Origin of the sequence: Micromonospora sp. DSM 45708, from assembly GCF_039566955.1 — a bacterium.
Classification (GTDB): domain Bacteria; phylum Actinomycetota; class Actinomycetes; order Mycobacteriales; family Micromonosporaceae; genus Micromonospora.
On record NZ_CP154796.1, the window covers coordinates 4,751,570 to 4,777,696 of the forward strand.

The window sequence follows — 26,127 nt, forward strand, 5'->3', positions numbered from 1 at the left end:
CCGCCGCGCACCCTCGGGTGCGCGGCGGTGTCCGCCGTCACGGCGGGCCCGCGTGGCAGAGTGGCGGGGTGACCTCGCCCGCCGCCCGCCGCACGCTGCGCCCCCCGGCCGGCTACCGGCTGGCCGCCTCGGTGCGGGCGTTGACCTTCAGCCCGTACGACCCGTGCGCGCGGATCGCCGCCGGCAGCTTCTGGTGGGCGACCCGCACCCCGGACGGTCCGGCCACGCTGGCGCTGCGCCCCGAGGCCGGCGAACTGGCCGCCGAGGGGTACGGCCCGGGCGCGGCGTGGGTGGTCGACCGCGCCGACCGGGTGGCCGGGCTGGCCGACGACCTGACCGGTTTCCCCGCGCTGGCCGCCGCGCACCCGCTGGTGGCCCGGCTGGCCCACCAGCACCACGGGCTGCGGATGCCGGCCACCGGCCAGGTGTTCCCCCGCTTGCTGCGGGCCGTCTTCGAGCAGAAGGTCACCGGCACGGAGGCCTACCGGGCGTACGCGGCGACCGTGCGGCACTTCCGCGAGCCGGCGCCGGGCCCGCTGCAACCGCTGCTGCTGCCGCCGACGCCGGACGCGGTGGCGGCCACGCCGTACTGGGTGTTCCACCCGTTCGGCGTGGAGCAGCGGCGGGCCGACACGCTGCGTCGCGCCGCCGCCGTCGCGGACCGGCTGGAACGCTGCGCGGACGCGGCGGAGGCGACCCGCCGGCTCACCGCGATCCCCGGCATCGGGCCGTGGACCGTCGCCGAGGTGGTCCGGATCGCGTACGGGGACCCGGACGCGGTGAGCGTCGGCGACTACCACGTGCCGAACACGGTGGCCTGGGCGCTGGCCGGGGAGCCGCGCGGCGACGACGCCCGGATGCTGGCGCTGCTGGAGCCGTTCCGGGGCCACCGGGGGCGGGTCTGCGTGCTGCTGGAGGCCGCCGGCGTGCAGGCGCCGAAGTACGGCCCGCGCGCCCCGATCCGTTCCTTCGCCCGCTACTGAGCGGTGAGCCGGCGCAGCGTCCGCCCCAGCCACCACGCGTACCCGAGCTGGAAGCCCCGGGTGACCGGCCCGGCGGCGCGCACGTACCAGTGCGCCGGCCGACTGAACGCGGTCACCTCGAACCAGGTCCCGTCGGGTCCGCGGGTGACCAGGAACGCCTCCTCGCCGATCTCCGGGTGCCCGGGCAGCGTGCCGTAGCCGAAGCCGGCCCGGTCCGGCTCGTCCACCACCCAGACCACCTCGGTCGGCCCCCAGATCCGCGCCGGGCCGACGCCCAGCCCCGGCGTGACCCGCACTCCGGGCGCGGCGCGCGGCGCGTCGGCGCGCATCACCACCCCGGCGGCGCGGTGCAGCCGCCAGCCGAGCACCGCGTCCGCCGCTGTCGGGAACGCGCCGTCCGGCAGCCGGACCCGGTGGCGCAGGTGGTGGTAACCGGCCGGTCGGCCACCGTCGCGGGTCGCGCCCACCTCGGGGTACGTCAGCTCGGGCACGTCGGCCACCTCCTCGCGCGGGGACACCCGCCAGGGTACGACCGCCCGGGGCGGATGTGGTGAGCTGACCCGGTGACCGACGACGTGACCATCGCCCCCGCCGTCGTCGCGGACGCCGGCGAGATCCTCACCGTGCAGCGTGCCGCGTACCTGGTGGAGGCGCAGCGCTACCGGGACGTGTTCCTGCCCCCGCTGACCGAGACGTTGGACGAGGTCCGGGCGGCGCTGGCCGGCCCGGTCGTGGTGCTCGCCGCCCGGCGCGGGACCCGCCTGGTCGGCTCGGTGCGGGCCCGGCTCGACGGCGACACCGCCCACGTCGGTCGGCTCGCGGTCGCCCCGGACCAGCAGGGACGCGGCATCGGTGGGCGGCTGCTGACCGCGGTGGAGCACGCCTGCGCCGGCCGGGTGGCCCGGTTCGCGTTGTTCACCGGCGCGGAGAGCGCGGACAACCTCAGCCTGTACGCCCGGCGCGGCTACCGGGTGGTGGCGCACCGGCCGGACGAGAACGGCAACCGGTTGGCGGTGCTGGAGAAGGTCGACCCCGCTCGCGGCGGCGGCTGAGCCGGTCCGTCTCAGGCGGCCTCGCGGAGGTCGGCCAGGCCGACCGGGGCGTACCGCCGGAGCAGCAGTTCCAGCTCGGCCACGGAGCCCACCTCGCCGACGACGTTCGCGCCGCCGCCGTGCTCCGCCGGGTAGCGGTGCACGAGGCGGTAGCGGTACCGCCCACGGACCAGTTCCACGCTGACCCGCCAGCGACCGCAGCATCCGCAGCTCCACTCCGGCACGCCGCGACGGTAGCTCTGACCTGCGGTTTCGCCATCCGGTCGCGGGTGACGAAGGGCTCGGGGCGGGACACGCCGCCCCGAGCCGGCGGTGAGATGGCTCACGGGTGTCGGTGGGGTCTGGTTGACTGGTCGCCGTGGACCTGCCGATCAACCCGCCGGTCGAGCCGATGCTCGCCAAGAGCGTGGCCGAGCTACCGACCGATCCCGGCCTGACCTACGAGCCGAAGTGGGACGGCTTCCGCTGCATCGTGTTCCGCGACGGCGACGAGGTCGAGCTGGCCAGTCGCGGCGGCAAGTCGATGACACGCTACTTCCCCGAGGTGGTCGAGCAGGCACGCCGCCAGCTCCCGCCCCGGTGCGCGATCGACGGCGAGTTGATCGTGATCCGCCGGGACGGTCCCGACGGGCAGCCGCGGCTCGACTTCGAGCTGCTGGCCCAGCGGATCCATCCGGCCAAGTCCCGGGTGACGCTGCTGGCTGAGACCACACCCGCCGACTTCGTCGCGTTCGACCTGCTGGCGCTCGACGACGAGTTGCTCACCGACCAGCCCTACCCGCAGCGCCGGGAGCGGTTGGAGCGGGCCCTGGCCGGGGTCCGGCCGCCGGTGCACGTGACGCAGGTGACCACCGACCCGGCGACCGCCCGGCGCTGGTTCGAGGTGTTCGAGGGCGCCGGCCTGGACGGCCTCATCGTCAAGCCGGCCGACCTGCCCTACGAGCCGGGCAAGCGGCTGATGTTCAAGGTCAAGCACGCCCGCACCGCGGACGCGGTGGTGGCCGGTTTCCGCTGGCACAAGTCCGGCCCGGTGGTCGGCTCGCTGCTGCTGGGGCTCTACGACGACGACGGGATGCTGCACCACATCGGCGTCAGCTCCTCGTTCACCATGGCCCGGCGCAAGGAGCTGCTCGACGAGCTGGAGCCCTACCGCGAGGTCGGCGACGAGCACCCGTGGGCGCACGGTGACCACGAGCGGGGCCAGCGCATCCCGGGTGGGGTGAGCCGGTGGACCGGCGGCAAGAACCTGGAGTGGGAGCCGTTGCGCCCCGAGCTGGTGGTCGAGGTCGCCTACGACGCGATGGAGGGCGACCGGCTGCGGCACACCGCCCGGTTCCTCCGCTGGCGTCCCGACCGGGACCCCCGCTCGTGCGGCTACGACCAGCTCGACCGGCCGATCCGCTACGACGTCGACGAGGTGCTGCGCGGCGACCCGGCGGCGACGGTGAGCGACACCCGCGGCCGGGCGTAGCCTGGCGGTCGACCCGATCATGGAAGGCGCCCACGTGACCCGTCTGACCGACCGGCCCCGCCGGGTCCGGCCCGCGCTGGCCGCGTTCGTCGCGGCGGTGGTGCTCACCGCCGGTTGCACGCTGCCGGCGTTCGCGCCGCGCGCCGAGAGCGGGGGCGCGGTCGAGGCGGCCCCGCCGGGCAGCGCGCCCACCTGGCGGGCCTGCCCCGAGGTGCCGGGCGAGCTGGTCGGCCGGGGCGCGCCCGACATGCGCTACGAGTGCACCCGGATCGCGGTGCCCCGCAACTGGGGCGCCGGGGCGGCCACCGGCGCGACCGCCGGGCCGGGCACCGGCGAGACGTTCGAGATCGCGCTGATCCGGGCCCGTTCCACCAAGCAGCGCGACCGGATCGGGTCGCTGGTGGTCAACCCGGGCGGCCCCGGGGCCTCCGGCGTGGACACCGCCGTCTACCTCTCCTTCGGCCCGACGTTCGGCGGGCTGCCGACGGCGGTCACCGACCGGTTCGACATCGTCGGCTTCGACCCGCGCGGGGTGGCCCGGTCCAGCCCGGTCAGGTGCATCCCGGACGCCGACCTGGACGCCAGCTTCGGCTACGACCCCGACCCGGAGAGCCAGGCGTCGTTCGACGGCTTCGTCGACCTCAACCGGCGCATCGGCGCGCGGTGCGGCGCGAAGTACGGCGACCAGCTCCCGCTCTACGGCACCGAGCAGGCCGCGCGGGACATGGACGCGGTGCGCGCGGCGGTCAGCGACGAGAAGTTGAGCTACCTGGGCTACTCCTACGGCACGCTGCTCGGCGCGACCTACGCCCAGCTCTACCCGCAGCGGGTGCGCGCGCTGGTGCTCGACGGCGCGGTCGACCCGCGGCAGCAGCTCGTCGCCGGCTCGGAGAGCCAGGCCAAGGGCTTCGAGCGGGCGTTCGACAACTTCTCCGCGTGGTGCGCGGCGAACGCCGGCCGCTGCCCGATCGCGCCGGACGCCCGCGGCGCGGTCACCGCCGCGATCGACAAGGCCAACGGCTCCCCGGTCCGCGGCGCGGACGGCCGGGAGGCCACCGCCGGTTGGGTCTTCTACGCGGTGATCTCGTCGCTCTACACCGAGCAGGGCTGGCAGGAGCTGGCCCGGGCGATCGACGACCTCCAGGGCGGGGACCCGGCGGGGGTGTTCAAGCTCGCCGACGCGTACGCCGGCCGTGAGGACGACGGGCGCTACTCCAACCTGTTCGACGCCAACCTGGCGGTGAACTGCGCCGACGAGACCGAGAAGCCGACCCGGGAGCAGGTCCGGTCGTTGCAGGCGCAGTGGCGGCAGAAATATCCGCTGTTCGGCCCGGCGTTGGCGGTGGGGATGCTCGGCTGCGTGGAGTGGCCGGGCGCGCGGGACCCGTACCCGACCGGGCGGGCCGTCGGCGCGCCGCCGATCCTGGTGGTCGGCACCACCGGCGACCCGGCCACGCCCTACGAGCAGACCGGGGCGCTGGCCTCGATGCTGGGCGTCGGTCGGGTGCTCACCTGGGAGGGTGAGGGGCACACCGCGTACCCGCAGACCGCGTGCGTGAACGCGGCTGTCAACGCGTACCTGATCTCGCTCACCGTCCCCCGGGAGGGGCTGCGCTGCCCCGCCCGGTGACGGTGCGGCGGCCGGTCAGCCGGCGGCCGGGGGTGTCCAGTCGACCGGCAGGTGCCCGACGCGGACCCGCTGCGGATGGTCGCCGACCGGGACACTTGCCACCTTCTGCCCGGTGGCGAAGTTGATGGCGGTGACCTGGTCCGCGCCGGATTCGGAGATCACGCAGTCCCGGCCGTCCCCGCTGACCGTGGCCCAGTACGGCTTGCTGGCCGGCACCAGCGTCCCCTCGCGCAGCGTGGCCCGGTCCACCACCGTCGCGTAGTCGTCCATGGTGCCGGCGACGCAGAGCCGCGAGCCGTCCGGGCTGACCGACAGCCCGTGGTGCCGGGAGTCGTTCACCCAGGTGGTGCGGTCCTCGCTGGTGGCCGGGTTCTTCGGCAGCGTGGCGACCCGGGTGATCCGGTCGGTGGCCACGTCGTACTCGACCAGGCCGTTGAAGAAGGACACCTGGAAGTAGAGCGTGCCGCCGTCCGGGGTGAACACCGCCGGGCGGACCGCGTCGGAGAGGTCGCGGCGGCCGGCGGCGTCCAGCCGCTCCCGCATGTCGATCACCTTGACCACCTGGTACGTGGTGGCGTCGGCGACGGTGATCCGGCGGTCGCCCTTGGTCCAGTCGAGCCAGGGCGCGTCCAGGTCGGTGTTGACCTCGCCGATGGACATGTTCCACAGTCGATTGTCGCGGGTGAAGATGTTCTCGTGCGGCTTGTCGCCGGTGCCGAACGAGCCGAGCTGCCGACCGGTGCGGATGTCCAGCACGTGCACCGTGTTCGAGGTGGACGCGGAGACCGCGACCCGGGTGCCGTCGGGCGACACGGCCATGTGGTCGGCGCGGTAGCCGGAGACCGGGAACCGCCAGCGGACCGCGCCGGTGGCCAGGTCGATCGAGACCACGTCGGCGAAGCTGGGCCGGGACGCGACGAGCGCGGTGCCGTCCGGCGTGGTGTACATGTCGTCGACGAACTGGTCGTGCCCCTCCCCCGGGCCCTGCCGGATGCCGAGGAAGTAGGCCAGCTTGATCGGGTTGAGGTAGATCTCGCGCAGCCGCGCGTCCCGGTCCGGGATCACGTCGATCCGGCCGAGCTTGGCGTAGTCGCCGCGGGAGCGGATGACGTCGGCGGTGCCGTCCCAGTTGTTGCCGACGAACATCACCTCCTGGAGCGCGACGGCCGCGGCGGCGGGCGCGGGCGCCACGGCCAGCGGGGTCGGCAGGGCGAGCGCGAGCGCGGCCAGCACGGCGGGTCCGGCGCGGCGGCGGGATCGGGACGGGCGGGGTGGGACGGGGGTCATGGACGCCTCCTGACAGCCGGTGGGACATCGACGTTCCTCGGTGGCCCGATCGGTGTTACCTTGCGGTAACAACCAGGAGAGCAACCGGCCGGCCACGGCGGCTAGGAACCGGACGCCAACGCCCGACCGCGCCGGTTGTGCCGCGACGACAACGGGAAGCGGGCACCGATGACCCGGACCGGAGACGGGCCCACGTTCGGCGCGCTGCTGCGCGACCTGGCCGGCGACGCAGCCGCCGTGGAGGAGGTGGCGCGGGCCGCCCGCGCGGACTCCCCGGAGGTGGCCCGCCTGCCGGCCGGCGAGGTGCGCCGGCAGGTGGTCCTGCTGCTGACCAGCGGGCTCGGCGCGCTGGAGCGGCACGAGGATCCGGCCGGGCGGGACTTCACCGAGGCCCGCCGGCTGGGCGCCGACCGGGCGGCGCAGGGCATCTCCGTCGCCGGCCTGCTACGCGGCGTCCAGGCCGGCCGGGACCGGGCGGTGGAGCTGGTGGTCCGGCACGGCCGGGCCGCCGGCATCCCGGACCAGGTGCTGTTGGAGGGGCTGCTCGTCATCGGCCGGTACGCCGCCGCGGTGGAGCGGGCGGTGGTGGACGGGCACCGCGCCGCCGAGCGGGAGCTGGCCGGCACCGGCGCGACGGTCCGGGCGCGACTGCTGCGCCGGCTGCTGCTCGACGGCCCCGCCGGCGCGGCCCCGGCCGAGCTGGCCCGGTTCGGGCTACGGCCGGACGGGCACTACCACTGCCTGGTCGCCCCGCATCCCGACCCGGTGCGGTCGTACGCCCTGCACCGGCAGCTCACCCGGCACGGCGGCCTGGTCGGCACCGTCGAGGACCGGCTGGCCGGCCTGCTCCCCCGGCTGCCCGGCGCCGCCCCGGCCGGCCTGCTGGCGCTGGTGGCGCCCGCGCAACCGCTGGCGCGGGCCCCGACCATGTACGCGCTCTGCCTGGCGGCGCTGCGCACCGCGACGCGCCGCCGGCTGCGCGGCCTGCGTCGGGTGACCGACCTGGCCGGGGAAACCGCGCTGGCCGCCCAGCCGGCGCTGGCCGAGCTGCTGCGCGGCGCGTTGCTCGGCGCGCTCGACCCGGCCGACGACTTCCACCGGGAGCTGGCCGGCACGGCGCTCGCCTGGCTGGATCACGGCCAACGTCTGGACCAGACCGCGGCGGCGTTGCACGTGCACCCGAACACGGTGCGGTACCGGCTGCGCCGGCTCCGGGAGGTGACCGGCGGGCCGCCGGTCGAGGAGGGCGCCCGGTGCACGGTGCCGGAGACCGTGCACTGGTGGTGGGCGCTGCGGAGCTGGCTGGACGGTTGCTGAGCGGCCGGCCTCACCGGCGGCGACGCCGGCCCCGGCGGTCGCCGGACGTCGCCACGGGCGCCGGGCGGACCGGCTCGGGCAGCACCACACCCTGCCGGGCGGCCATCTCCTCGACCAGCGCCCGCAGCCGCCGGACGTCGGACTTCAACTCCTCCTGCTCGGCGTGTTCGAAGGCGTCGTCGTCGACGATCAGGCGGCTGGCGAAGTGCGCGGTGATCAGTGGGATCACCAGCAGCACCATGGTGGAGATGAGCAGCGCGGCGAGGACCCGGCCGGCGAACGTGGTCGGGGAGATGTCGCCGTACCCGACCGTGGAGGCGGTCACCACCGCCCACCAGACCGAGTCCGCCGCGCCCTTGTGTTCGGCGTGGCTGTAGAGCACGCCGGCCACCACGATCATCAGCAGGTACGAGGTGATCAGCGTGCGGGGGGAGTTGGCGAACCAGACCAGCCCCCGGTAGATCCAGCGGAACGGCAGCAGCAGAAGTTCCATGGCGTCATGCTGCCCGCCCACCGCCACCGTCGCTGTGCCAGGCTGACCGGGTGACCGACGTGATCTTCCGGGAGGCGGTCCGGGCCGACCTGCCCGCCGTACTGGCCCTGCTCGCCGACGACGTGCTGGGCCGCACCCGCGACCTGCCCGAGGTCGACGAGGCGTACGAGCGGGCGTTCGCCGACCTGGACGCCGACCCGCGCAACCACCTGATCGTCGCCGAGGACGGCGGTGAACTGGTCGGCTGCCTCCAGATCACGTACATCCCGGGGTTGGGCCGGCACGGCGCGGAGCGGTCCCTGATCGAGTCGGTGCGGGTCCGCGCCGACCGGCGCGGTCGAGGGCTGGGCCGGACGATGATGCGCTGGGCGATCGACCGGGCCCGGGAGCGGGGCTGCGCGCTGGTGCAGCTCACCACCGACAAGCGGCGCGCCGACGCCCATCGCTTCTACCGCGACCTGGGCTTCGTGGCCAGCCACGAGGGGATGAAGCTGGCCCTCTAGGGGGTCCCGGCTCCCACCCCACCCCACACCACCCCCGGCACCTTCGCGCCCTGATTCACGGAAAGCGTGGCCATTCGGGCCCGAATGACCACGCTTTCCGTGAATCTGGCGCGCGACAGGGGGCGAGGGCGTCGGCGAAGGTGGGGTCAGTCGGTGACCAGGCGGCCGTCGCGCAGCACCAGCGTCCGGTCGGCCAGCTCGATCAGCGCCGGATCGTGCGTGGCTACCAGCGCGGTCATGCCCCGGGCGTGCACCACGGCACGGAGCAGGTCCATGATCGAGCGGCCGGTCTCGGAGTCGAGCTGACCGGTCGGCTCGTCGGCGATGAGCAGGTCCGGCTCGTTCGCCAACGCCCGGGCCACCGCCACCCGCTGCTGCTGGCCGCCGGACAGCTCGTACGGGCGCTGCGCCGCGTGCGCGCCCAGCCCGACCAGTTCCAGCAGCACCGCCACCCGCTGCTCCCGCTCCGCCGCCGGCACCTTGGCCAGCCGCAGCGGCACCCCGACGTTCTCCGCCGCGGACAGGATCGGCACCAGGCCGAACGTCTGGAAGACGAAACCGACGGTGCCCCGGCGCAGCGCCAGCAGTTCCCGCTCCCCCGCCGACGTCACGTCGTGCCCGGCCACCTCGATCCGGCCGGCGTCCGGCCGGTCCAGGCCACCGATCAGGTTCAGCAGCGTGGTCTTGCCGGCCCCGGACCGGCCGCGCACGGCGACCAGCTCGCCCCGCCCGGCGGTGAGGGAGACGTCCCGTACGGCGTGCACGGCGTGCTCCCCCCGACCGAAGGTGCGGCTCACCCCCTCGACCCGGACCACGTCCTCGACCGGCGTCGCCGGTGGCACCACAGCCTGGTCGGTCATCACTCGTTCCCCTCGGTGTGCGCCCGGTCGCCGGGGCGGACCTCGACATGGTCGGGTTCCAGGTCGAGCCGGACCCGGTCGCGCAGGGCCAGCGCCTCCACGAACGGCGCCGGCAACTGCATCCGGCCGGTCCGGTCGAGCACCGCGTACTCCTCGCTGACCAGCTCGGTGCCGCCGTCGGCGGTGACCCGCGCGGTCCGGCGTACCTCGGAGGCGGTCCGGCCGTCGCGGATGGCGACGGTCCGGCGGACCTGGCCGGACACGGCGTGGTCGTGGGTGACCACCACGATGGTCACCCCCAGCTCGGCGTTGATGGTGCGCAGCGCGGCAAAGACCTCCGCGCCGGTCGCCTCGTCCAGCTCGCCGGTCGGCTCGTCGGCGAAGAGGATCTCCGGGTCGTTGGCCACCGCCACGGCCACCGCGCACCGCTGCTGCTCGCCACCGCTCATCTGGCCCGGCCGGCGGTCCGCGCAGTAGCCGACACCGACCAGGTCGAGCAGCCGGCGGGCCCGCTCCCGCCGGTCCCGCCGGCCACCGGGCCGCCGGGCCAGCCGCATCGGCAGCTCCACGTTCTCCAGCGCGGTCAGGTACGGCAGCAGGTTGCGGCCGGTCTGCTGCCAGACGAAGCCGACCATCTCCCGCCGGTACGCCAGCCGCTTCCGGTGCGACAGGGCGAGCAGGTCGTACTCGGCGACCCGGGCGATGCCGGCGGTCGGGGTGTCCAACCCGGACAGGATGTTGAGCAGGGTGGACTTGCCGGAGCCGGAGGCGCCCACGATCGCGACCAGCTCGCCGCGGTCGATGACCAGGTCGAGGCCCTGGAGCGCGACCACCTCGACGCCCTCGGTCTTGAAGATGCGCACCAGCCCGTCGCAGACGATGTGCCCGCGCAGCCGGTCCCGGCCACCCGCCCGTTCGGCGGCGCGCTCCGCGGCGCGGCGTTGCAGGGCGGCCAGGTCCGGCACGGCGGACGTCGGCGGTCCGGGGTCGTGGCGCGGCGTCAGACCCGCCGAGCCGGAAGCGGTCGCGGTCATCAGCTCTCCTCTCCGAGCCGCAGCACCTCACCGAGGCGCATCCGGCGGTTGTTCACGGCCTCCACGGTGATCGCGAAGCCGAGGGCCAGCAGGGCCAGGGCGGACACCCCGGCCACCAGGCCGGGTTCGAACGCCGGACGCACGGTCACCCCGCCGGTGAACGCGGGCAGCCCGAGCACCGGGGTGAGCAGCAGCGGCAGCAGCGCGCCGACCACCGCGCCGGTGAGCACCGACACCAGCACCAGCGGCGTCAGCTCCACCAGCAGCAGCCCGCGCCACTGCCGCCGGGACAGGCCCATGGTGCGCAGCCGGGACAGCACCTGCCCCCGGGACCGGGCGCCGGCGAGCACCGCGAACGCGAGCCCGAGCAGGCCCAGCACCGCGCCGCCCCCGGCCCCGAGCACGAACCCGAACACCAGCAGCCCGTTCACGCCGCTGCCGCCCAGCTCGGCGCGGACGGCGGCGCGGCTGGTCACCTGCGGCGCGCGGGCCTTGTCCCCGCTCTCCACCGTCCCGATCCGTAGGTAGCGGCGCTGCCCCTCGGTCGCCACCCGGTTCACCTCGGCCGGGTCGGCTCCGGGCCCGGCCAGCACGAAGCCGGTGGGGGCGAGCGGGTGCGGGGCGTCCGCCGGCAGGGCCGGCCAGGGCAGCACCACGAACCGGGTCACCTCGCGGTCGACGAGCGCGAACCCGTCGACGGTGGTGGCGGCGACGCGCAGCGGCAACCGGTTGCCCTGCACGTCCAGCCAGGCGGGACGGCGTCCCCCGGCGTCCGCGAGCCCGGCCTCGGCCAGCTCCGCGGCGACCGTCGGGGACACCAGCGCCGGCAGCGGAGCGCTGCCGTCGCCGCCTCCGAGCAGTGGTCCGGGCACGCTCACCGGCACACCGGCGCGTCGGGCCACCTCGGCGAAGCGGTCGCCGTCGACCAGCAGCACCCGCAGCTCCCGGATCGGGGTCGGCCGGCCGGCCCGGTCGGCGTACGGTCGCTCGGCCCGGACGGTGAGCAGCGGGGCCACCGCGCGGACGCCGGGCAGCGCGGCCAGTTCTCCGGCGGTGTCCGGCGCGAACCGTTCGCCGTCGACCAGCAGGTCGCCGGGGACGGCGTGGGCGGCGGCGGTGTCCCGACCGGCCTCGATGCCGGTGGCCACCACTCCGCAGAACGCGGCGGTGGCGACCGCCAGCACCACCACGACAAGCGGTCCGGTGCTGGCCGCCCGGCCGGCGCGGGCGGTGCCGAGGAACGCGACGCTGCCGCGCGCCCGGGCCGTCACGCGGCTGAGCAGCCGCAACGGCCACGGGTACGCGCGCAGCGCCAGCAACGCCGCGGCCACCGCCAGCAGCACCGGCACGGAAACCAGCAGCGGGTCCACCGAACCCGGGGTGAGCCCACGCCGGCGCAGCAGGAACGCCCCGAGCACGGCGACCCCGAGCACGACCACCTCGACGGTGAGCCGCAGCGTCGGTGACCGGCCACCGAGGTCGGCGCGGCCGGCGCCCCGACGGCCGACCGCCAGCGCCGCCAACGGCGGCAGCAGGGTGGCCAGCAGCGCGGCGAGCAGCACCCACCGCGCCGACGCGCCGACGCCCGGCAGCAGGCCGCCGAGCAGCCAGCCGGTCCCGGCCGCCGCCGGCAGCACCAGGACGGACTCGGCCAGACCGCGACGCAGCACGGCGCCGGTCGAGGCACCGCGCGCCCGGATCAGGTGGAACTCGGCACGGCGACGGCGCGCGGCGAGCCGGGCGGCCAGCAGGGAGAGCCCGGCCAGCGTGGCGAGCAGCCCGGCGGCGATGACCGCCAGCAGCGTACGGGCGGCGGCGAGCGCGGCGGCGAAGCGGCGCAGCGGAACGTCCACGCCCTGGGTCAGCGTGACCGAGGCGGGACGGGTCCGCTCCAGCCCGTCGACGCCGGCGATCAACGCGTCGAGCCGGCCGGGGACGAGCCGGTCCGGGGCGATCCGGTAGCGCCAGCCGAAACTCACCGGCCACCCGACCGCGGCGGCGGCGTCCACCCCGGCGTCGGCCGTGTAGGCGACCGCCACGAACGGGTCGCCGTCGCCCTCGGGCGGGGTGAGCCGCAGCATCGACGGCAGCGCGTCCCAGACCCCGTTGCCCGGGTCGTTCGGCCGCCACACGCCGACCAGTTCGACCGGGCGGGACGCCAGCGGGTCGCCGTTCGGGTCGAGCAGCGACAGGCGGAAGCGGTCGCCGGGCGCGACGCCCAGTCCGGTGGCCACCGCCTCCGCGAGCGCCACCTCGATCGCGCCGGCCGCCGTGACGCCACGCTCCGGCCATCGACCGCCGGTCAGCGTGGCGGCCTCGCGCAGGCCGTTGCCGGTGCGCAGGACGAGGTCGATCAGCCCCTTGTCGCCGCGCAGCGTCGAGCCGCGCAGCCGGCCCGGCACGGTGTCCGCGACGTACCAGCGGTCCCCGACGACCTCGCGCACCACGTCGGGCATCCGCTCCTCGATCGCCGCGAGCTGGCCCGCCTGCCCGGCGACCACCGGCTGGAGGGTCGGCGGGAACGTGGTCGGCGCGGTGGTGTACGTGACGTCCCGCAGGGCCACCGGCTGCCCGGCCAGGTACTCGGTCAGGCCCTGGCCGGTGAGCCGGTCGGCGACCCGCGGCACTCCGGTGATCAGCAGCGCGGTCACCACGGTCAGCACGGCGAGCAGCAGGAACTGCCCCGCGTACGCCCGGACCCGGCCGGCGGCGCCCGGCAGCCTCATTGTTCTCCCCCGATCCGGAGCTGCACGGCGGCGATCCGCTGGCGGATGCCGGTGGTGACGACGGCGGCGAAGGCGAGCGCGGCCAGCAGCAGCCCGGCGGCGGTCAGCCCGACCGGCGACCAGGGCACGGTGAAGACCGCCTCGGGCACCGGCCGGCCGGCCGCCGGGGTGAGGATCACCAGCGGCACCATGGTCGCCGCCACCACGGCCCCGACCAGCAGCCCGACGCCGACCCCGATCGCGGCCAGGAACGTCTGCTCGGCGAGGTACGCGCGGGCCAGCAGTCGGCTGGTCGCGCCGAGCGTGGTGAACACGGCGAACTCGGTGAGCCGGCGTCGGGTGGTGGCCCACCCGTCCACGGCCAGGCCGACCAGGGCCAGCAGCACGGACCCGAGCGCGGCGGCGAGCAGCCCGGTGCGGGCGCCCCGCCAGTACGGGTCCCGGGCGGCTTCCTGGGCCACCTGTCGCCGGTCGTGCAGGACGGTGCCGTCGGCTCCGGCGAGCGCCCGCGCGGCGGCGCTGTGGCCGCCCGGCCCGGTCCGCAGCCACCACTCGGCCACCGACCGTACGCCGCCGCGCTGCTGGAGCACCTGGTTGGCGGCGGCGGGCAGGTCGAGGAGCACCCCGTCGCCGTCGGTGCCGGGGACCGCGGCGACCTGCCCGACCACTGTGACGTCCAGCGTCACCTCGGCCAGCGACAGCGTGAGGGAGTCGCCGGTGCCCACGCTCAACGCGCTCGCCACGCCCGGGGTGATCAGCACCGGCACCGGCCGGTCGTCCGCCCGGGGCACCACCGCGAAGCGGGACGGCGGGGTGCCCGCGTACTCCAGCAGTCCTTCGGGCACGCGGAAGCTCCGGGTCCCGTCCAGAGTGGTCGCGGTGGCCTGCGCGGGGCCCTGCGGCCCGGTCGCCGGATCGACCACCCGCCAGGCTCCGGTGAGCGGCAGCGGCAGCGCGCCGCCCCCGGCGTCGGTGAGCCGCAGTCCGTCCACCAGCAGCCGGTAGGAGCTGCCGACCACGTCGCCGCCGTCGGCCTCGAACCCGACCAGCCGCAGCGGCACGCCACCGGTGTCGGGCAGCGTGATCGAGAAGCGCACCGGCCGCCCGTCGCCGTCCGCCTCGACCAGCCGCAGCCGCCAGGCCGCGCCCGCGTCGGTGGCGAACAGCGCGGACACCGCCACCGACGGCGGCGTGTAGGCGGTGTCGACCGGGGTACGGACGGTCCCGGCCAGCGTCCGCGCCCCGGCGGGCAGGGCGGTCCCCGGCGGTTCGCCCCGCCCACCGGCCAACCGGTCCAGCAGCGCGGTGGTGGACGCCCCGCCGTCGGCGTCGTCGAGCCGGACCATCCCGTGCGCGGCGACGGCGTCCAGCGCGACCGCGGTGGCCGGGCGGGCCTCCCGGCCGACCCGGATGTCGTCCCGCCAGGCCGGCAGCACCCGGTCCAGCCCGGGGGCGACGGCCAGCGCGCCGGCCCGTTCGTCGGGGGCGGCACCGTCGCGTTCGGTCAACCGCAGGTCGGTGCCGACCGTGTGCCAGGCCTGGTCCCGCTGCGACCGCTCCCAGGAGGCCACCAGCGACCAGGCCAGCGTGCTGCCGCCGACGGCGAGCGCGAGCAGCAGCACCGGCCCGGCGTGCGGGCGGCGGCCCGCCTGCCACATGCCGAACATGGTCGCGTTCCACGGCCGCCGGTCGACGAGGCGTTCCGCGAGCCGGGTGGTCGGCGGCAGCAGCCGCAGCGCGATCACGGCGCCGGCCAGCACGCCGAGGGTGGGCGCGGCGGCGAGCAGCGGGTCGATGCCGAGGCCGCCGTTCGCGCCGGCCAGCGGCGAGGAGTACTGCCGTAGCTGGGTCCAGGCGAGCACGGCCAGCGCCACCAGGGCCAGGTCGACGCTGGCGCGTTGCACGGCCGCGCCCCGACTCGGCCGGGAGCGGGCCGCCATGTCGGCGACGTAGGTGCCGGCCCGGCGCAGCGCCGGCAGCACCATGGCGAGCAGGCAACCGACCGCGGCGGCGAGCGCCACCAGCCAGACCCGGGCCGCGCCGCCGTCGGCCAGCCCCAGGCCCGCGCCGAGGTGCCGGACCGCCGGCCCGGTCAGCGCCGGGGCCAGCAGCACGGCCGGCGCCACCACCAGCGTCGCCTCGCGTACGGCGAGCCCGGCGAGCTGGCCACGCGCGGCGCCCCGGGCCCGCAGCAGCGCGGTCTGTGCCCGCCGGTCCTCGTTGAGCAGCGCGGCGACCAGCACCAGCGCGTACCCGCCGAGCACCACGATCAGCAGCAGCGGGGTGAGCAGGGCGGACCGGCCCACCAGGTCGGCCCGGCCGAGCCGGTCCACCAGCCGGTCCAGGTGGCTGACCTGCTGCGTGGAGGAACCCAGGCCGGTGGCGTCGGGCAGCCGCCCGGTGACGCCGGCCAGCGCGGCGGTGACGGCGGACAACCGGCCCGGTTCGACGCCGGTCAGGTCCGGGGCGGCCAGCCAGGCCGCCGAGACCGAGCCCGGGAAGGTACGCGCGAAGTCCGCCGGGTCCAGCGCGAACGGCCCGTACGAGGTGCTCGCCGCGTCGCCCTGACTGTCGCCGACGCCCGGGGCGAGCCGCCAGTACGCGTCGGCCGCGTCGCGGGGCCGCCACGTGCCGACGACAGTCACCGCGCCGGCACGTTCCGCTGCCCGGTCGAACAGCGGCACCCGCTCCCCGACCACCAGGCCGAGCCGCGCGGCCACCTTCTCCGGCACGGTCACCTGCAACGGGGTGGCGCCGGGCGTGGGCCACGTCCCGGCGGTCAGCTCGGCGCGCGCCGGCAGGTCGTCCAGCGTGGCGAGGTTGGCGAACATCGGATCGTCGTCGGTGCGGGCGGCGCCCACGTCACCGGTCAGCTCCCGCCCGGTGCCGTAGCGGGCGCCGACGACGCGGACCGGGGCCCCGCCCAGGCCGGCGGCGAACTGCGCCCGGACCGCCCGGTCCCGCTCGGCGAACGCGGTCGCGTCGGCGCCACCGGAGCCGCTGACCAGCAGGCTGCGCTCCTCCGCCGGGGCGGCGTCGAGCACCGCGCGGGCACCCGCCTCGACCGCCCGCCGGTTGTAGTCGGAGAGCCCGGTGACCAGCCCGACCGCGACGAGAGCCGCGACCGCGGCGGCGAGCAGCAGCCCTCGGGCCTCGACCGCCCGCCTCCACACCAGCTTCATCCGACGTCCTCTCCTGGCCCGGGTGAGCCGATGACCAGGAAGACCCGCCACCCCCACGAAAAGGTTCGCGCCCGTTACATGATCGTTACCCCACCCACCCCGGATGCCCGCCGCGTTGATCAAGGGGGTTGCGTCGCCGCGGAGATCGTCGGAGACACCAACCCCTTGATCACGGGCGCGGGGGCGCGCGCCGGGGCGTCAGGCCTGCCGGGGAGGGGCTGTTGGGGGGACGGACGGGGTGGTCAGGAGGGTTTCGGGCGGTCGCGGTCCTTGGAGGGCTGGACGCGTTTCGGCTCGCCGGGCATCTTCGGGTATTCCGGCGGGTAGGGCAGGTCACCGAGACCGTCGGCGGCGTCCCGCTCGGCCCACTCCAGCAGCGGCGTGATGTCCCACGGCGCGTCGTCGATGGCGGCGTGCGGGTCGCCCCGTTCGGCGAACCGGGCCGGCACCGTGCCCAGGTGGAAGTCGTCCGGGTCGACCTCGGGCAGCTCGTCCCACTCGACCGGGGTGGAGACGGTGGCCCGCCCGTTGGCCCGCAGCGACCAGGCGCAGGCGATGGTGCGGTCCCGCGCCATCTGGTTGAAGTCGACGAAGACCCGCTGCCCCCGCTCCTCCTTCCACCAGGCGGTGGTGACCAGCTCGGGTCGGCGTCGTTCCAGCTCCCGGGCCAGCGCGATGGTCGCCCGGCGCACCTCGACGAACGTCCAGCGCGGCTGGATGCGCAGGTAGACGTGTACACCCCGACCGCCGGAGGTCTTCGGCCAACCCGGCACGCCCAGCTCGTCCAGCAGCCCGCGCAGCTCGCCGGCGGCGGTCACCGCGTCGGTGAAGTCGGTGCCGGGCTGCGGGTCGAGGTCGATGCGCAGCTCGTCCGGGCGGTCGGTGTCGGCGGCGCGCACCGGCCAGGGATGGAAGACCACGGTGCCCATCTGCGCCGCCCAGGCCACGTGGGCCAGGTCGGCCGGGCACAGCTCCTGGGCCGTCCGGCCGCTGGGGAAACTGATCTCCGCGGTGCGGATCCACGGGGGTACGCCGCGGGCGGGCACCCGCTTCTGGAAGAACATCTCCCCCTCGATGCCCTGGGGGAAGCGTTGCAGGGTGGTGGGCCGGTCCCGCAGGGCCCGGGTGATCCCCTCACCCACCGCCAGGTAGTAGTGGAAGACGTCCGCCTTGGTGAAGCCGCGCTGCGGGAAGATCACCCGATCCGGGCTGCTCAGCCGCACGGCCCGGCCGGCGACCTCGATCTCCTCGACCGCGCTTCTGCTGCCCGCCATCAGGCGACCATATGCGATGCCACCGACAGTCGACGTACCGTGGAGCGGTGAGTCTTTCCGACAATGAACTGCCCCGCACCGAGGACGAGTGGCGGGTCCGGTTGAGCCCGGCGGAGTTCCGGGTGCTCCGCGAGGCCGGCACCGAGGCGCCCTGGACCGGTGAGTACGTCGACACCAAGACCCCCGGCGTCTACCACTGCCGGGCCTGCGGGGCCGAGTTGTTCCGCAGCGACGACAAGTTCGACTCGCACTGCGGCTGGCCCAGCTTCGACGACGCCATTCCCGGCGCGGTCAAGGAGATCCCGGACAACACGCTCGGCATGCGCCGGGTGGAGATCCGCTGCGCGCGGTGCGACAGCCACCTGGGGCACGTCTTCGAGGGTGAGGGCTTCACCCCGAAGGACACCCGGCACTGCGTCAACTCGATCTCGGTGCGGCTGGAGCCGAGCGACGGCTGACGCGCGGCCCTACAGGCGCAGCAGGCTGCCGGCCTCGTCGACCTGGTCGGCGCTCTCGTCGTCCAGCCACACGCCGCCGGTGGCGAGGTAGCGGAAGCGGTACTCACCCGGGCCGAGCCGTACGGTCACGGTCCGGGTGCCGTCCCGGCGCGGCACCAGCTCGTGCCGGCCGGGCTCCCACCCGTTGAAGCAGCCGACCACGCTGACCGTGCCGGCCGGCGCGGTGCGGGGCAGCGAGAACGTCACCCGGGTCTGGTTGCCGAAGAGCTTGCTGCGCTTGATCACGATTCCTCCCGATTCTCGGCGTCCACCCGGGTCAACGCCCGACACGCCGGGGGCGACACGCCGTCGGACCGCACCGGTTCGCCGGTTCCGGTCACTCCAGCGCGTCGGCTGCCCGACCCTGGGACAAAGGTCCGTTTTCGGGGGGTTTTTCATGGCTGCCTGTGAGGTCTGCGGCAACGACTACTGGATGGCGTTCGAGGTGCGCACGGTCGACGGGGCCCGGCACACGTTCGACTGCTTCGAGTGCGCGGTGCACAAGATGGCACCGATCTGCGAACACTGCCAGATCAAGATCGTCGGGCACGGCGTCGAGGTCTCCGGTCGCTTCTTCTGCTGCGCCCACTGCGCCCGCGCGGTCGAGGGCGACCAGGGCGCCGAGATCCGCGACGCGGTCGGCGCCCGGCCGGCCTGAGCGGAGGGCACGAGCCGGGTGCCGCGTCGGCGAGTCAGGCCCCCGGGAACGGCCGCGCTCCGGCGGCGGAGTTCGTCGAGCTGGCCCAGGAGACCGTGGTCTACCCGGACGCGGCGGTGGCCGCCGACGCCGTACGCCGCATCTTCGAGGTGCTCCAGGCGTGTGACCGCGACGAGGAGGACGGGCAGGTGACCGTCGGCCACACCGCCGTCGACCTGCCGGCCGGGGCGGGCGTGCCGGGCCGCGTGGTCGCCGCCACCATGACGCTGCCGGACGGCACCCGATTCCCGCACCGCTACGGCTGTCTGCACCGGGGCCGGGTGACCTAGTGCGTGGGGGTGTGGACCCGCTCGGCCGCCGCCACCGCGACCTGGTTCGACCGGGCCGCCGTCGCCACCGGCGCCGGCCTGCGCGCGGCGTCGCGCTGACCGCCCGACCCGGACGCACCACACCCACGCCCGGCCCGGCCGGTCGTGCCGGAACGTCGCCGCTAACCTGGCGGGATGTCCGTCGAGTTCCACCTGGCCGGCTTCGCCGAGCTGGACGCCCGCACCTTCCACGACCTGCTCCGGCTGCGCGTCGACGTGTTCGTCGTGGAGCAGGCCTGCGCGTACCCGGAGCTGGACGGTCGGGACGTCGAGCCCGGCACGCGCCATCTCTGGCTGACCCGCGACGGGGCCGTCGTGGCGTACCTGCGGATCCTGGCCGACCCCGACGGCGTGGCACGGATCGGCAGGGTGGCGGTGGCGCCGGCGGCCCGCGGCGCGGGCCTGGCCGGCGCGCTGCTGACCGAGGCGCTGGCCGCGGTGGGCGACCGACCGTGCGTGCTGGAGGCGCAGACGCACCTGGTGGCCTTCTACGCCGGACACGGCTTCACGGTGAGCGGGCCCGGCTACGTCGAGGACGGCATCCCGCACACGCCGATGCGCCGGAATCCAAACTAATTGACGCCTGTCGCTTTCTGTGGCAGCGTGCGGGCGGAGCCGCCACGCGGGAGAGGGCAACTCCCGACAGTCCGGGCGTCGTGCACCGACACCCCACCCCGGAGGCTTCCCATGTCCACTCCGTACCGTCGCCGCATACCGCTCGGCGCGGCGATCCTCGGCGTCTGCGCGGTCGTCGCGGCGCTGCTCACCACCGCGTTCTCCGGCCCGGCCTCGGCGCACGGGTCCGTGGTCGACCCGGCCTCGCGCAACTACGGCTGCTGGCAGCGCTGGGGCAGCGACTTCCAGAACCCGGCGATGGCCACCCAGGACCCGATGTGCTGGCAGGCCTGGCAGGCCGACCCGGCCGCCATGTGGAACTGGAACGGCCTGTTCCGCGAGGGCGTCGCCGGCAACCACCAGGGCGCCATCCCGGACGGCCAGCTGTGCAGCGGCGGGCGCACCTCCAGCGGCCGTTACAACGCGCTCGACACGGTCGGCGCCTGGAAGACCACGCCGATCTCCAACAACTTCCGGATCAAGCTGTACGACCAGGCCAGCCACGGCGCCGACTACATCCGGGTGTACGTGACCAAGCAGGGCTTCAACGCGCTGACCACGCCGCTGCGCTGGAGTGACCTGGAGCAGGTCGGCCAGATCGGCAACACCCCGGCCAGCCAGTGGACGCCCGAGTCGACAGGCGTGTCGATCCAGGTGCCGGCGAACGCGCCGGGCCGCACCGGCCGGCACATCGTCTACACCATCTGGCAGGCCAGCCACCTGGACCAGTCCTACTACCTGTGCAGCGACGTCGACTTCGGTGGCGGCGGCCCGTCGCCGACCGCGTCCCCCACCACCTCGCCCACGGCGTCCCCGACCACGTCGCCGACCGCCAACCCGACCCCGACGTCCACCCCGCCGTCGACGCCGAACCCGGCCGGGGGCTGCACCGCGACCTACCAGATCACCGGTCAGTGGGGCGGCGGCTTCCAGGCCGAGGTGAAGGTCACCAACGGCAGCGGTTCACCGATCCGCGGCTGGTCGGTGAGCTGGAACTACCAGAACGGCCAACAGGTCACCTCGGCGTGGAACGCCACGGTCACCACGAGCGGAACGCTCGTCACCGCACGCAACGTGGCCTACAACGGCGCGCTCGCGGCCGGGGCCAGCACCTCGTTCGGCTTCACCGGCTCGGCGAGCGGAACCAACCCGGTGCCCGGGATCCTCTCCTGCACCACGACCGCCTGACCCACCCGCCCCGCCGCGGGTAAGGCGGGGCCCCCTGTCAACAACAGTTGTTGACAGGGGGCCCGCCTTTCACACCAGGCAGGTGACGATGTCGGCGATGGAACGGCGGCGGCCGGTGTAGAACGGGATCTCCTCACGGACGTGCCGCCGGGCCCGGGACGCCCGCAGGTCGCGCATCAGGTCGACGATGCGGTGCAGCTCGTCGGCCTCGAACGCCAGCATCCACTCGTAGTCGCCGAGCGCGAACGAGGCGACCGTGTTGGCCCGTACGTCCGGATAGCCGCGGGCCATCTTCCCGTGCTCGGCCAGCAGCTCCCGCCGCTCCCCCTCGGGCAGCAGGTACCACTCGTACGAGCGGACGAACGGGTAGACGCAGAGGTAGGCGCGCGGCTCTTCGTCGGCCAGGAACGCCGGGATGTGGCTGCGGTTGAACTCCGCCGGCCGGTGCAGCGCCATCTGCGACCAGACCGGGGTGAGCGCCCGACCCAGCGTGGTGCGGCGGAACCGCAGGTACGCGTCCTGGAGCGCGTCGCTCGACGACGAGTGCCACCAGATCATCAGGTCGGCGTCGGCGCGCAGCCCGGCCACGTCGTACGTGCCCCGGATGGTCACGTCCTTGCCGGCCAGCTCCGCGAAGAGCGACTCGACCTCGTCGACGACGTTCTCCCGCAGCGACGGCAGCGGGCTCGACGCCCGGTACACCGACCACATGGTGTAGCGGATGGTCTCGTTCAGCTCCCGCAGCCGGGCCGCGTTGGTCTGCTCGGTCATGTCGCCGATCCTCCCAGTGCCGTGATGATCTCTTCGGCCGCCGTCTCGCCGGAGCGGACGCAGACCGGAATGCCGACCCCGTCGTAGGCCGCCCCGGCCAGCGCCAGCGTCGGGTGCGCGGCGCGCAGCGCCGCCCGTGCCCCGGCCACCCGGCCGGTGTGCCCCGGCGGGTACTGCGGCAGCGCGCCGCCCCACCGCTGCACGTGCCGGGCCACCGGGTCGGGCAGCGTGGTGCCCAGCGCCGCCGACAGCTCCCGGCGCACGGTGGCGGCCAGGTCGTCGTCGGTGAGCTGGAGCGACGTCTCGTCGCCGTACCGGCCGACCGAGGCGCGGACCAGCGCCGACCCGTCGGGCCGGCGCAGGTGCCCCCACTTGGTGGTGAAGAACGTGGCCGCCTTGATCAGCAGGCCCTCGCCGGCCGGCACCAGGAACCCGGACAGCTCCGGCAGCTCCGGCGCGGGCAGCGCGAGCGTGACCAGCGCGACGCTGGCGTAGTCGAGCGCGCCGACCGGGCCCGCCACCTCGGGCGCCTCGCCGGCCAGCAGCCGGGCCGCCGGCCGGGCCGGCACCGCGAGCAGCACCGCGTCGGCCTCGACGAACTCCGGCTCCCGGGTGGGGCCGACGGTGAGCCGCCAGCCGTCCGGCGCGCGGCGCAGTTCCCGCACCGCCGCGTCCCGGCGGATCGTCGCCCCGCTGGCCCGCGCCGCCGCCTCGACGAGCGTGCTCAGCCCGCCGGCCAGGGTGCCGAAGACCGGTGCGCCGGGCGCGCGCGGCGCGGCGGCCTGCGCGGCGCGTACCGCACCGACGAGTGTGTGCTCCCGACGGGCCGCGCGGGCCAGCGCCGGCATGGTGGTGACCAGGGAGAGGTCGTCGGCGCGGCCGGCGTACACGCCGCCGAGCATCGGGTCGACCAGCCGGTCCACCACGGCGTCGCCGAGCCGCTCCCGGACCAGCCGGCCGACCGCGAGGTCCTCGCCGGGGGCCAGCAGCGGGCGGCCCGCGTCCCGGTCGGCGTCCGCCGCCGGCCGCGCCACCGCCGCCACCTTCGCCAGATCCCCGGGTACGCCGACGAGCGTGCCGCCCGGCACCGGGCGCAGCCCGCCGTCGACAAGCAGGGCGGCCTGCCCGACGGTCGGGTGCACGAGCTGCGCGGCCAGGTCGAGGCGGCGCGCGAGGGTCACCGCGGCCGACTCCCCGCCGGCCGGGTCGCGCATCAGGAACGACTCGGCCCCGAACTCGACCGGCCCGCCGGCCAGCTCACCGGTGCGCAGCTTGCCGCCGAGCCGGCCGGACTGCTCGTACACGGTGATCTCGGTGCCGGCGGGGGCACGGTCGCGCAACCGGACGGCGGCGGCCAGCCCGGTGATCCCGCCACCGACGATCGCCACCCGCCACGGCCGCGCCACGGCTCCCCCTAGCGGGCCGGTCGCGCGGACAGCTCGTGCACCAGCGCGACCACCCGGGTCAGCACGTCGGGGTCGGTCTCCGGCAGGACGCCGTGACCGAGGTTGAACACGTGGCCGGGCGCGGCGCGGCCCTGCTCGACGATGCGCCGCACCTCGGCCTCGACCACCGGCCAGGGCGCGAGCAGCACGGCCGGGTCGAGGTTGCCCTGCACCGCCTTGTCCGGGCCGATCCGGCCGGTGGCGACGTCCAGCGGCGTACGCCAGTCGACGCCGACCACGTCGGCGCCGGCCTCGCCCATCGCGGTGAGCAGCTCGCCGGTGCCGACCCCGAAGTGGATGCGCGGCACGCCGACGCTCGCCAACCCACCGAGCACGGACGCCGAGTGGGGCAGCACGAAGCGGCGGTAGTCGGCCTCGGAGAGCGCACCGGCCCACGAGTCGAAGAGCTGCACCGCGGAGACGCCCGCCTCGATCTGCACCCGCAGGAACGACAGCGTCACCTCGGCCAGCCGCGCGCAGAGCGCGTGCCACAGGTCGGGGTCGCCGTACATCAGCGCCTTGGTCTTCGCGTGGGTCCGCGACGGACCGCCCTCGACCAGGTAGCTGGCCAGCGTGAACGGCGCGCCGGCGAAGCCGATCAGCGGGGTGTCGCCCAGCTCGGCGACGAGCAGCCGGACCGCCTCGTCCACGTAGGACACCTCGTCGCGGCCGATCGGGGCGATCCGCTCCACGTCGGCGGCGGTGCGCACCGGCTCGGCCACCACCGGCCCGGTTCCGGGCACGATGTCCAGGTCGATCCCGGCCGCGGCCACCGGCACCACGATGTCGCTGAACAGGATCGCCGCGTCCACCCCGTGCCGACGGACCGGCTGGAGGGTGATCTCGGTGACCAGCTCGGGGCGGCGGCACGACTCCAGCATCGGCACGCTGGCCCGGATCTCGCGGTACTCCGGCAGGGACCGGCCGGCCTGGCGCATGAACCAGACCGGGGTGTGCGGGACCGGCTCGCGCCGGCAGGCGCGCACGAACGGCGAGTCGGCCGGCCCGCCGCGGCGGGGTTCTCCGTCTCGGGCGGCAGTGCCCGTGGTGTCGGTGGTCATCGCGGCAATCGTGCCACGTCCGCCGTCGACCCCCACGCCCGCCGCCCGCATGTGTGACGAGCCTCGTCCGACGCGTCCGGCCCGGCGCGGCACGTCGCACCCGCGACGCGCCCGGCGCGGCGTCACCCGCCGAGCGGCGCAGGCGGCATAGGCTGCCGGCATGGCCCCCCCGATCGCGCTCCCGGAAACGTTCGCTCGCGCGGTCGCGGGGCTGCGGTCGGCCACACCCCGGCCGGAGATCCTGCTGGAGGAGGTGGGCGCTCCGCAGCGGCTGGCCCCGTACGCGTTCGCCCTCTCCGCAGCGGTCATGCGCGACGACGACGAGATCGCCAGTGGCCGGCTGATCCTGCTGCACGACCCGGCCGGGCACGACGCCTGGCAGGGCACGCTGCGCCTGGTCACGTACGTCACCGCCGAGCTGGAGGTCGACCTGGCCAGCGACCCGCTGCTGCCCGGCGTGGGCTGGACCTGGCTGACCGACGCGCTGGACGCGCAGGGCGCCGGGCACCGGGCGATCGGCGGCACGGTCACCCAGACGCTCTCCACCCGCTTCGGTGAGCTGGCCGGGCCGCCCGCCGCCGGCGACATCGAGATCCGCGCCTCCTGGACGCCGCTGCGCGCCGACCTGGGCCCGCACCTGCTCGGCTGGTGCACGCTGCTGGCCTCGACGGCCGGCCTGCCCCCACCGGGCGTCACCGCGCTGCCCACCCGCCGCGCCGCCGGCGCCGCCTGATCCCCGCCCCTCCCCCAGCCCTGTTGATCATAAAGTTGGCGGTCGCCGTGGAGATCCGCAGCGCCGCCAACTTCATGATCGATCAGGAGGGTGGGGCTCAGAGGTAGTTCTCGGCCTCGTCGCAGATCTTGTCGAGGCCCTTGTTGGCCGCCTCGAAGCCCGCCTTGTCACCCCGTGACGCCGCGGTGATGGCGGTGGTCAGCTTGTTCAGGCAGTTCGCGATGACCTTCTTCTGCCGGGCCTGCTCGTCCCGGTCGTTCTTGGTGCCGGTCAGGTCCTGCTCGGTGTCGGCCAGCCGTTCCTGGACCGCCTTGACCTCACCCTTGAGCTTCTCGATCTCCCGCTGGTTCGCCGAGATGGTGCCGTCGCGCTGGCTGACCTGCCGCTCGGCGCTGGTCAGCTTGCCGTTGGTGGTGACGTAGAGGCCGGTCATCACGCCGCCGAGGACGAGGAGCAACCCGGCGACGAGGGCGAGGATCAGCGTGCTCCGGCCCCGGCCACCGCCGGTCGGCGTACCCGCCGGCATGCCGTAACCGGCCGGGCCGTACGCAGGCGCGGCACCGGGCGGACCGGACATCGGCTGCGGACCGTAACCGGGTCCGGAGACCGGCGGCGCCGACATCGGCTGCGTCGGAGCGGGGACGGGGGCGGCGCCCGGCGGGTACGCGCCCGGACCGGGGCCGCCGGAACCGTACCCGCCCGGGCCGTGCCCGGCCGGCTCCGGCGCGTACTGCCCGGGCACGGGCGGCTGCGGCCGGGTGGGGTCGGGCTGCGGCGGGCCGTACGGCGGGGGCGAGGGCTGGCTCCCGTACTGGTTGCCGTAGACCGTGCCGCCCGGCGGCTGGGGCGGGTACCCCTCCGCTCCGGTCGGTGGCTGGGACATGTCGTTCCTCCAGATGTACTGGTCCCCGCGGGGTGGCCCGGAGGGCCGGGGTCGAGGGGGCGTGGTCGGGGCCACACCCGCACGGCGCGGTGGCCG

The 26,127-nt window shown here is 75.5% G+C and carries 26 protein-coding genes; 12 read left to right on the forward strand and 14 right to left on the reverse strand.

The window, feature by feature from the left end; genetic code table 11:
- Nucleotides 1-68: 68 nt before the first annotated feature.
- A complete protein-coding gene (locus tag VKK44_RS20145; RefSeq protein WP_343442722.1) occupies nucleotides 69-983 on the forward strand; it encodes a DNA-3-methyladenine glycosylase family protein in 915 nt (304 codons plus the stop codon).
- On the opposite strand, the gene VKK44_RS20150 is transcribed toward VKK44_RS20145, so the two are convergent.
- Nucleotides 977-1,501: a DUF1990 family protein gene (locus tag VKK44_RS20150; RefSeq protein ID WP_343442723.1), complete on the reverse strand. Its 525-nt coding sequence runs from the start codon at nucleotides 1,499-1,501 to the stop codon at nucleotides 977-979. The genes VKK44_RS20145 and VKK44_RS20150 overlap by 7 nt on opposite strands.
- 45 nt (nucleotides 1,502-1,546) lie before the next feature.
- On the opposite strand from VKK44_RS20150, the gene VKK44_RS20155 reads away from it, so the two are divergent.
- Nucleotides 1,547-2,035, forward strand: a complete 489-nt coding sequence (locus VKK44_RS20155; protein ID WP_343442724.1) for a GNAT family N-acetyltransferase — start codon at nucleotides 1,547-1,549, stop codon at nucleotides 2,033-2,035.
- 11 nt (nucleotides 2,036-2,046) lie between these two features.
- On the opposite strand, the gene VKK44_RS20160 is transcribed toward VKK44_RS20155, so the two are convergent.
- Nucleotides 2,047-2,259, reverse strand: a complete 213-nt coding sequence (locus VKK44_RS20160; RefSeq protein WP_343442725.1) for a hypothetical protein — start codon at nucleotides 2,257-2,259, stop codon at nucleotides 2,047-2,049.
- 134 nt (nucleotides 2,260-2,393) lie between these two features.
- Between VKK44_RS20160 and VKK44_RS20165 the strand changes: the two genes are divergently transcribed.
- Both VKK44_RS20165 and VKK44_RS20170 read left to right on the forward strand, forming a co-directional pair.
- Nucleotides 2,394-3,506, forward strand: coding sequence for an ATP-dependent DNA ligase (locus tag VKK44_RS20165; protein WP_343442726.1), 1,113 nt, complete (start codon nucleotides 2,394-2,396; stop codon nucleotides 3,504-3,506).
- Between the two features lie 19 nt (nucleotides 3,507-3,525).
- Nucleotides 3,526-5,136 carry an alpha/beta hydrolase gene (locus tag VKK44_RS20170; protein ID WP_343442727.1) on the forward strand — a complete coding sequence of 537 codons (1,611 nt, stop codon included), beginning with the start codon at nucleotides 3,526-3,528 and terminating at the stop codon, nucleotides 5,134-5,136.
- A gap of 15 nt (nucleotides 5,137-5,151) precedes the next feature.
- Here VKK44_RS20170 and VKK44_RS20175 read toward each other — a convergent pair whose 3' ends face one another.
- Nucleotides 5,152-6,423, reverse strand: a complete 1,272-nt coding sequence (locus VKK44_RS20175; RefSeq protein WP_343442728.1) for a YncE family protein — start codon at nucleotides 6,421-6,423, stop codon at nucleotides 5,152-5,154.
- A gap of 168 nt (nucleotides 6,424-6,591) precedes the next feature.
- On the opposite strand from VKK44_RS20175, the gene VKK44_RS20180 reads away from it, so the two are divergent.
- Nucleotides 6,592-7,740: a helix-turn-helix domain-containing protein gene (locus tag VKK44_RS20180; RefSeq protein WP_343442729.1), complete on the forward strand. Its 1,149-nt coding sequence runs from the start codon at nucleotides 6,592-6,594 to the stop codon at nucleotides 7,738-7,740.
- Nucleotides 7,741-7,750: 10 nt separating this feature from the next.
- Here the strand turns inward: VKK44_RS20180 and VKK44_RS20185 are convergent, their stop codons facing one another.
- Nucleotides 7,751-8,233: a potassium channel family protein gene (locus VKK44_RS20185; protein WP_343442730.1), complete on the reverse strand. Its 483-nt coding sequence runs from the start codon at nucleotides 8,231-8,233 to the stop codon at nucleotides 7,751-7,753.
- A gap of 50 nt (nucleotides 8,234-8,283) precedes the next feature.
- Between VKK44_RS20185 and VKK44_RS20190 the strand changes: the two genes are divergently transcribed.
- On the forward strand, nucleotides 8,284-8,736 hold the full coding sequence (locus VKK44_RS20190; protein ID WP_343442731.1) for a GNAT family N-acetyltransferase: 453 nt from the start codon (nucleotides 8,284-8,286) through the stop codon (nucleotides 8,734-8,736).
- Nucleotides 8,737-8,882: 146 nt separating this feature from the next.
- Here VKK44_RS20190 and VKK44_RS20195 read toward each other — a convergent pair whose 3' ends face one another.
- The 5 genes from VKK44_RS20195 to ligD form a co-directional block, all read right to left on the reverse strand.
- The gene (locus tag VKK44_RS20195; RefSeq protein WP_343442732.1) at nucleotides 8,883-9,596 is read right to left on the reverse strand and encodes an ABC transporter ATP-binding protein; all 714 of its coding nucleotides are present in this window, start codon (nucleotides 9,594-9,596) and stop codon (nucleotides 8,883-8,885) included.
- Nucleotides 9,596-10,630: an ABC transporter ATP-binding protein gene (locus VKK44_RS20200; protein WP_343442733.1), complete on the reverse strand. Its 1,035-nt coding sequence runs from the start codon at nucleotides 10,628-10,630 to the stop codon at nucleotides 9,596-9,598. The genes VKK44_RS20195 and VKK44_RS20200 overlap by 1 nt, the downstream gene beginning before the upstream one ends.
- On the reverse strand, nucleotides 10,630-13,356 hold the full coding sequence (locus VKK44_RS20205) for an FtsX-like permease family protein (protein WP_343442734.1): 2,727 nt from the start codon (nucleotides 13,354-13,356) through the stop codon (nucleotides 10,630-10,632). The genes VKK44_RS20200 and VKK44_RS20205 overlap by 1 nt, the downstream gene beginning before the upstream one ends.
- On the reverse strand, nucleotides 13,353-16,538 hold the full coding sequence (locus VKK44_RS20210; protein WP_343442735.1) for an FtsX-like permease family protein: 3,186 nt from the start codon (nucleotides 16,536-16,538) through the stop codon (nucleotides 13,353-13,355). The genes VKK44_RS20205 and VKK44_RS20210 overlap by 4 nt, the downstream gene beginning before the upstream one ends.
- Before the next feature lie 242 nt (nucleotides 16,539-16,780).
- Nucleotides 16,781-17,812, reverse strand: a complete 1,032-nt coding sequence (ligD, locus tag VKK44_RS20215) for a non-homologous end-joining DNA ligase (protein WP_343442736.1) — start codon at nucleotides 17,810-17,812, stop codon at nucleotides 16,781-16,783.
- Nucleotides 17,813-17,859: 47 nt separating this feature from the next.
- Between ligD and msrB the strand changes: the two genes are divergently transcribed.
- Nucleotides 17,860-18,270, forward strand: coding sequence for a peptide-methionine (R)-S-oxide reductase MsrB (gene msrB, locus VKK44_RS20220; RefSeq protein ID WP_343442737.1), 411 nt, complete (start codon nucleotides 17,860-17,862; stop codon nucleotides 18,268-18,270).
- 9 nt (nucleotides 18,271-18,279) lie between these two features.
- On the opposite strand, the gene VKK44_RS20225 is transcribed toward msrB, so the two are convergent.
- Nucleotides 18,280-18,555: an isoamylase early set domain-containing protein gene (locus VKK44_RS20225; RefSeq protein WP_343442738.1), complete on the reverse strand. Its 276-nt coding sequence runs from the start codon at nucleotides 18,553-18,555 to the stop codon at nucleotides 18,280-18,282.
- A 151-nt stretch (nucleotides 18,556-18,706) separates the two neighbouring features.
- Between VKK44_RS20225 and VKK44_RS20230 the strand changes: the two genes are divergently transcribed.
- The 4 genes from VKK44_RS20230 to VKK44_RS20245 all read left to right on the forward strand — a co-directional run bounded on the left by VKK44_RS20230 (nucleotide 18,707) and on the right by VKK44_RS20245 (nucleotide 21,138).
- Entirely contained in the window at nucleotides 18,707-18,967 is a 261-nt protein-coding gene (locus tag VKK44_RS20230; protein ID WP_107159255.1) for a Prokaryotic metallothionein, read from the forward strand.
- 95 nt (nucleotides 18,968-19,062) lie between these two features.
- On the forward strand, nucleotides 19,063-19,296 hold the full coding sequence (locus tag VKK44_RS20235) for a hypothetical protein (protein ID WP_343442739.1): 234 nt from the start codon (nucleotides 19,063-19,065) through the stop codon (nucleotides 19,294-19,296).
- A 174-nt stretch (nucleotides 19,297-19,470) separates the two neighbouring features.
- Nucleotides 19,471-19,911: a GNAT family N-acetyltransferase gene (locus VKK44_RS20240; protein ID WP_343442740.1), complete on the forward strand. Its 441-nt coding sequence runs from the start codon at nucleotides 19,471-19,473 to the stop codon at nucleotides 19,909-19,911.
- A gap of 111 nt (nucleotides 19,912-20,022) precedes the next feature.
- Entirely contained in the window at nucleotides 20,023-21,138 is a 1,116-nt protein-coding gene (locus VKK44_RS20245) for a lytic polysaccharide monooxygenase auxiliary activity family 9 protein (protein ID WP_343442741.1), read from the forward strand.
- Nucleotides 21,139-21,207: 69 nt separating this feature from the next.
- Here the strand turns inward: VKK44_RS20245 and hemQ are convergent, their stop codons facing one another.
- The 3 genes from hemQ to hemE are packed head-to-tail and all read right to left on the reverse strand — an operon-like array spanning nucleotide 21,208 to nucleotide 24,415.
- Nucleotides 21,208-21,909 carry a hydrogen peroxide-dependent heme synthase gene (gene hemQ / locus VKK44_RS20250; protein WP_343442742.1) on the reverse strand — a complete coding sequence of 234 codons (702 nt, stop codon included), beginning with the start codon at nucleotides 21,907-21,909 and terminating at the stop codon, nucleotides 21,208-21,210.
- Nucleotides 21,906-23,315: a protoporphyrinogen oxidase gene (hemG, locus tag VKK44_RS20255; RefSeq protein WP_343442743.1), complete on the reverse strand. Its 1,410-nt coding sequence runs from the start codon at nucleotides 23,313-23,315 to the stop codon at nucleotides 21,906-21,908. The genes hemQ and hemG overlap by 4 nt, the downstream gene beginning before the upstream one ends.
- An 8-nt stretch (nucleotides 23,316-23,323) precedes the next feature.
- The gene (gene hemE, locus VKK44_RS20260; RefSeq protein WP_343442744.1) at nucleotides 23,324-24,415 is read right to left on the reverse strand and encodes a uroporphyrinogen decarboxylase; all 1,092 of its coding nucleotides are present in this window, start codon (nucleotides 24,413-24,415) and stop codon (nucleotides 23,324-23,326) included.
- A gap of 160 nt (nucleotides 24,416-24,575) precedes the next feature.
- Between hemE and VKK44_RS20265 the strand changes: the two genes are divergently transcribed.
- Nucleotides 24,576-25,148, forward strand: coding sequence for a DUF3000 domain-containing protein (locus VKK44_RS20265; RefSeq protein WP_343442745.1), 573 nt, complete (start codon nucleotides 24,576-24,578; stop codon nucleotides 25,146-25,148).
- A gap of 97 nt (nucleotides 25,149-25,245) precedes the next feature.
- Here the strand turns inward: VKK44_RS20265 and VKK44_RS20270 are convergent, their stop codons facing one another.
- Nucleotides 25,246-26,031 (reverse strand): hypothetical protein, encoded by a 786-nt coding sequence (locus tag VKK44_RS20270; protein ID WP_343442746.1) that lies wholly within the window; start codon nucleotides 26,029-26,031, stop codon nucleotides 25,246-25,248.
- Nucleotides 26,032-26,127: the final 96 nt, after the last annotated feature.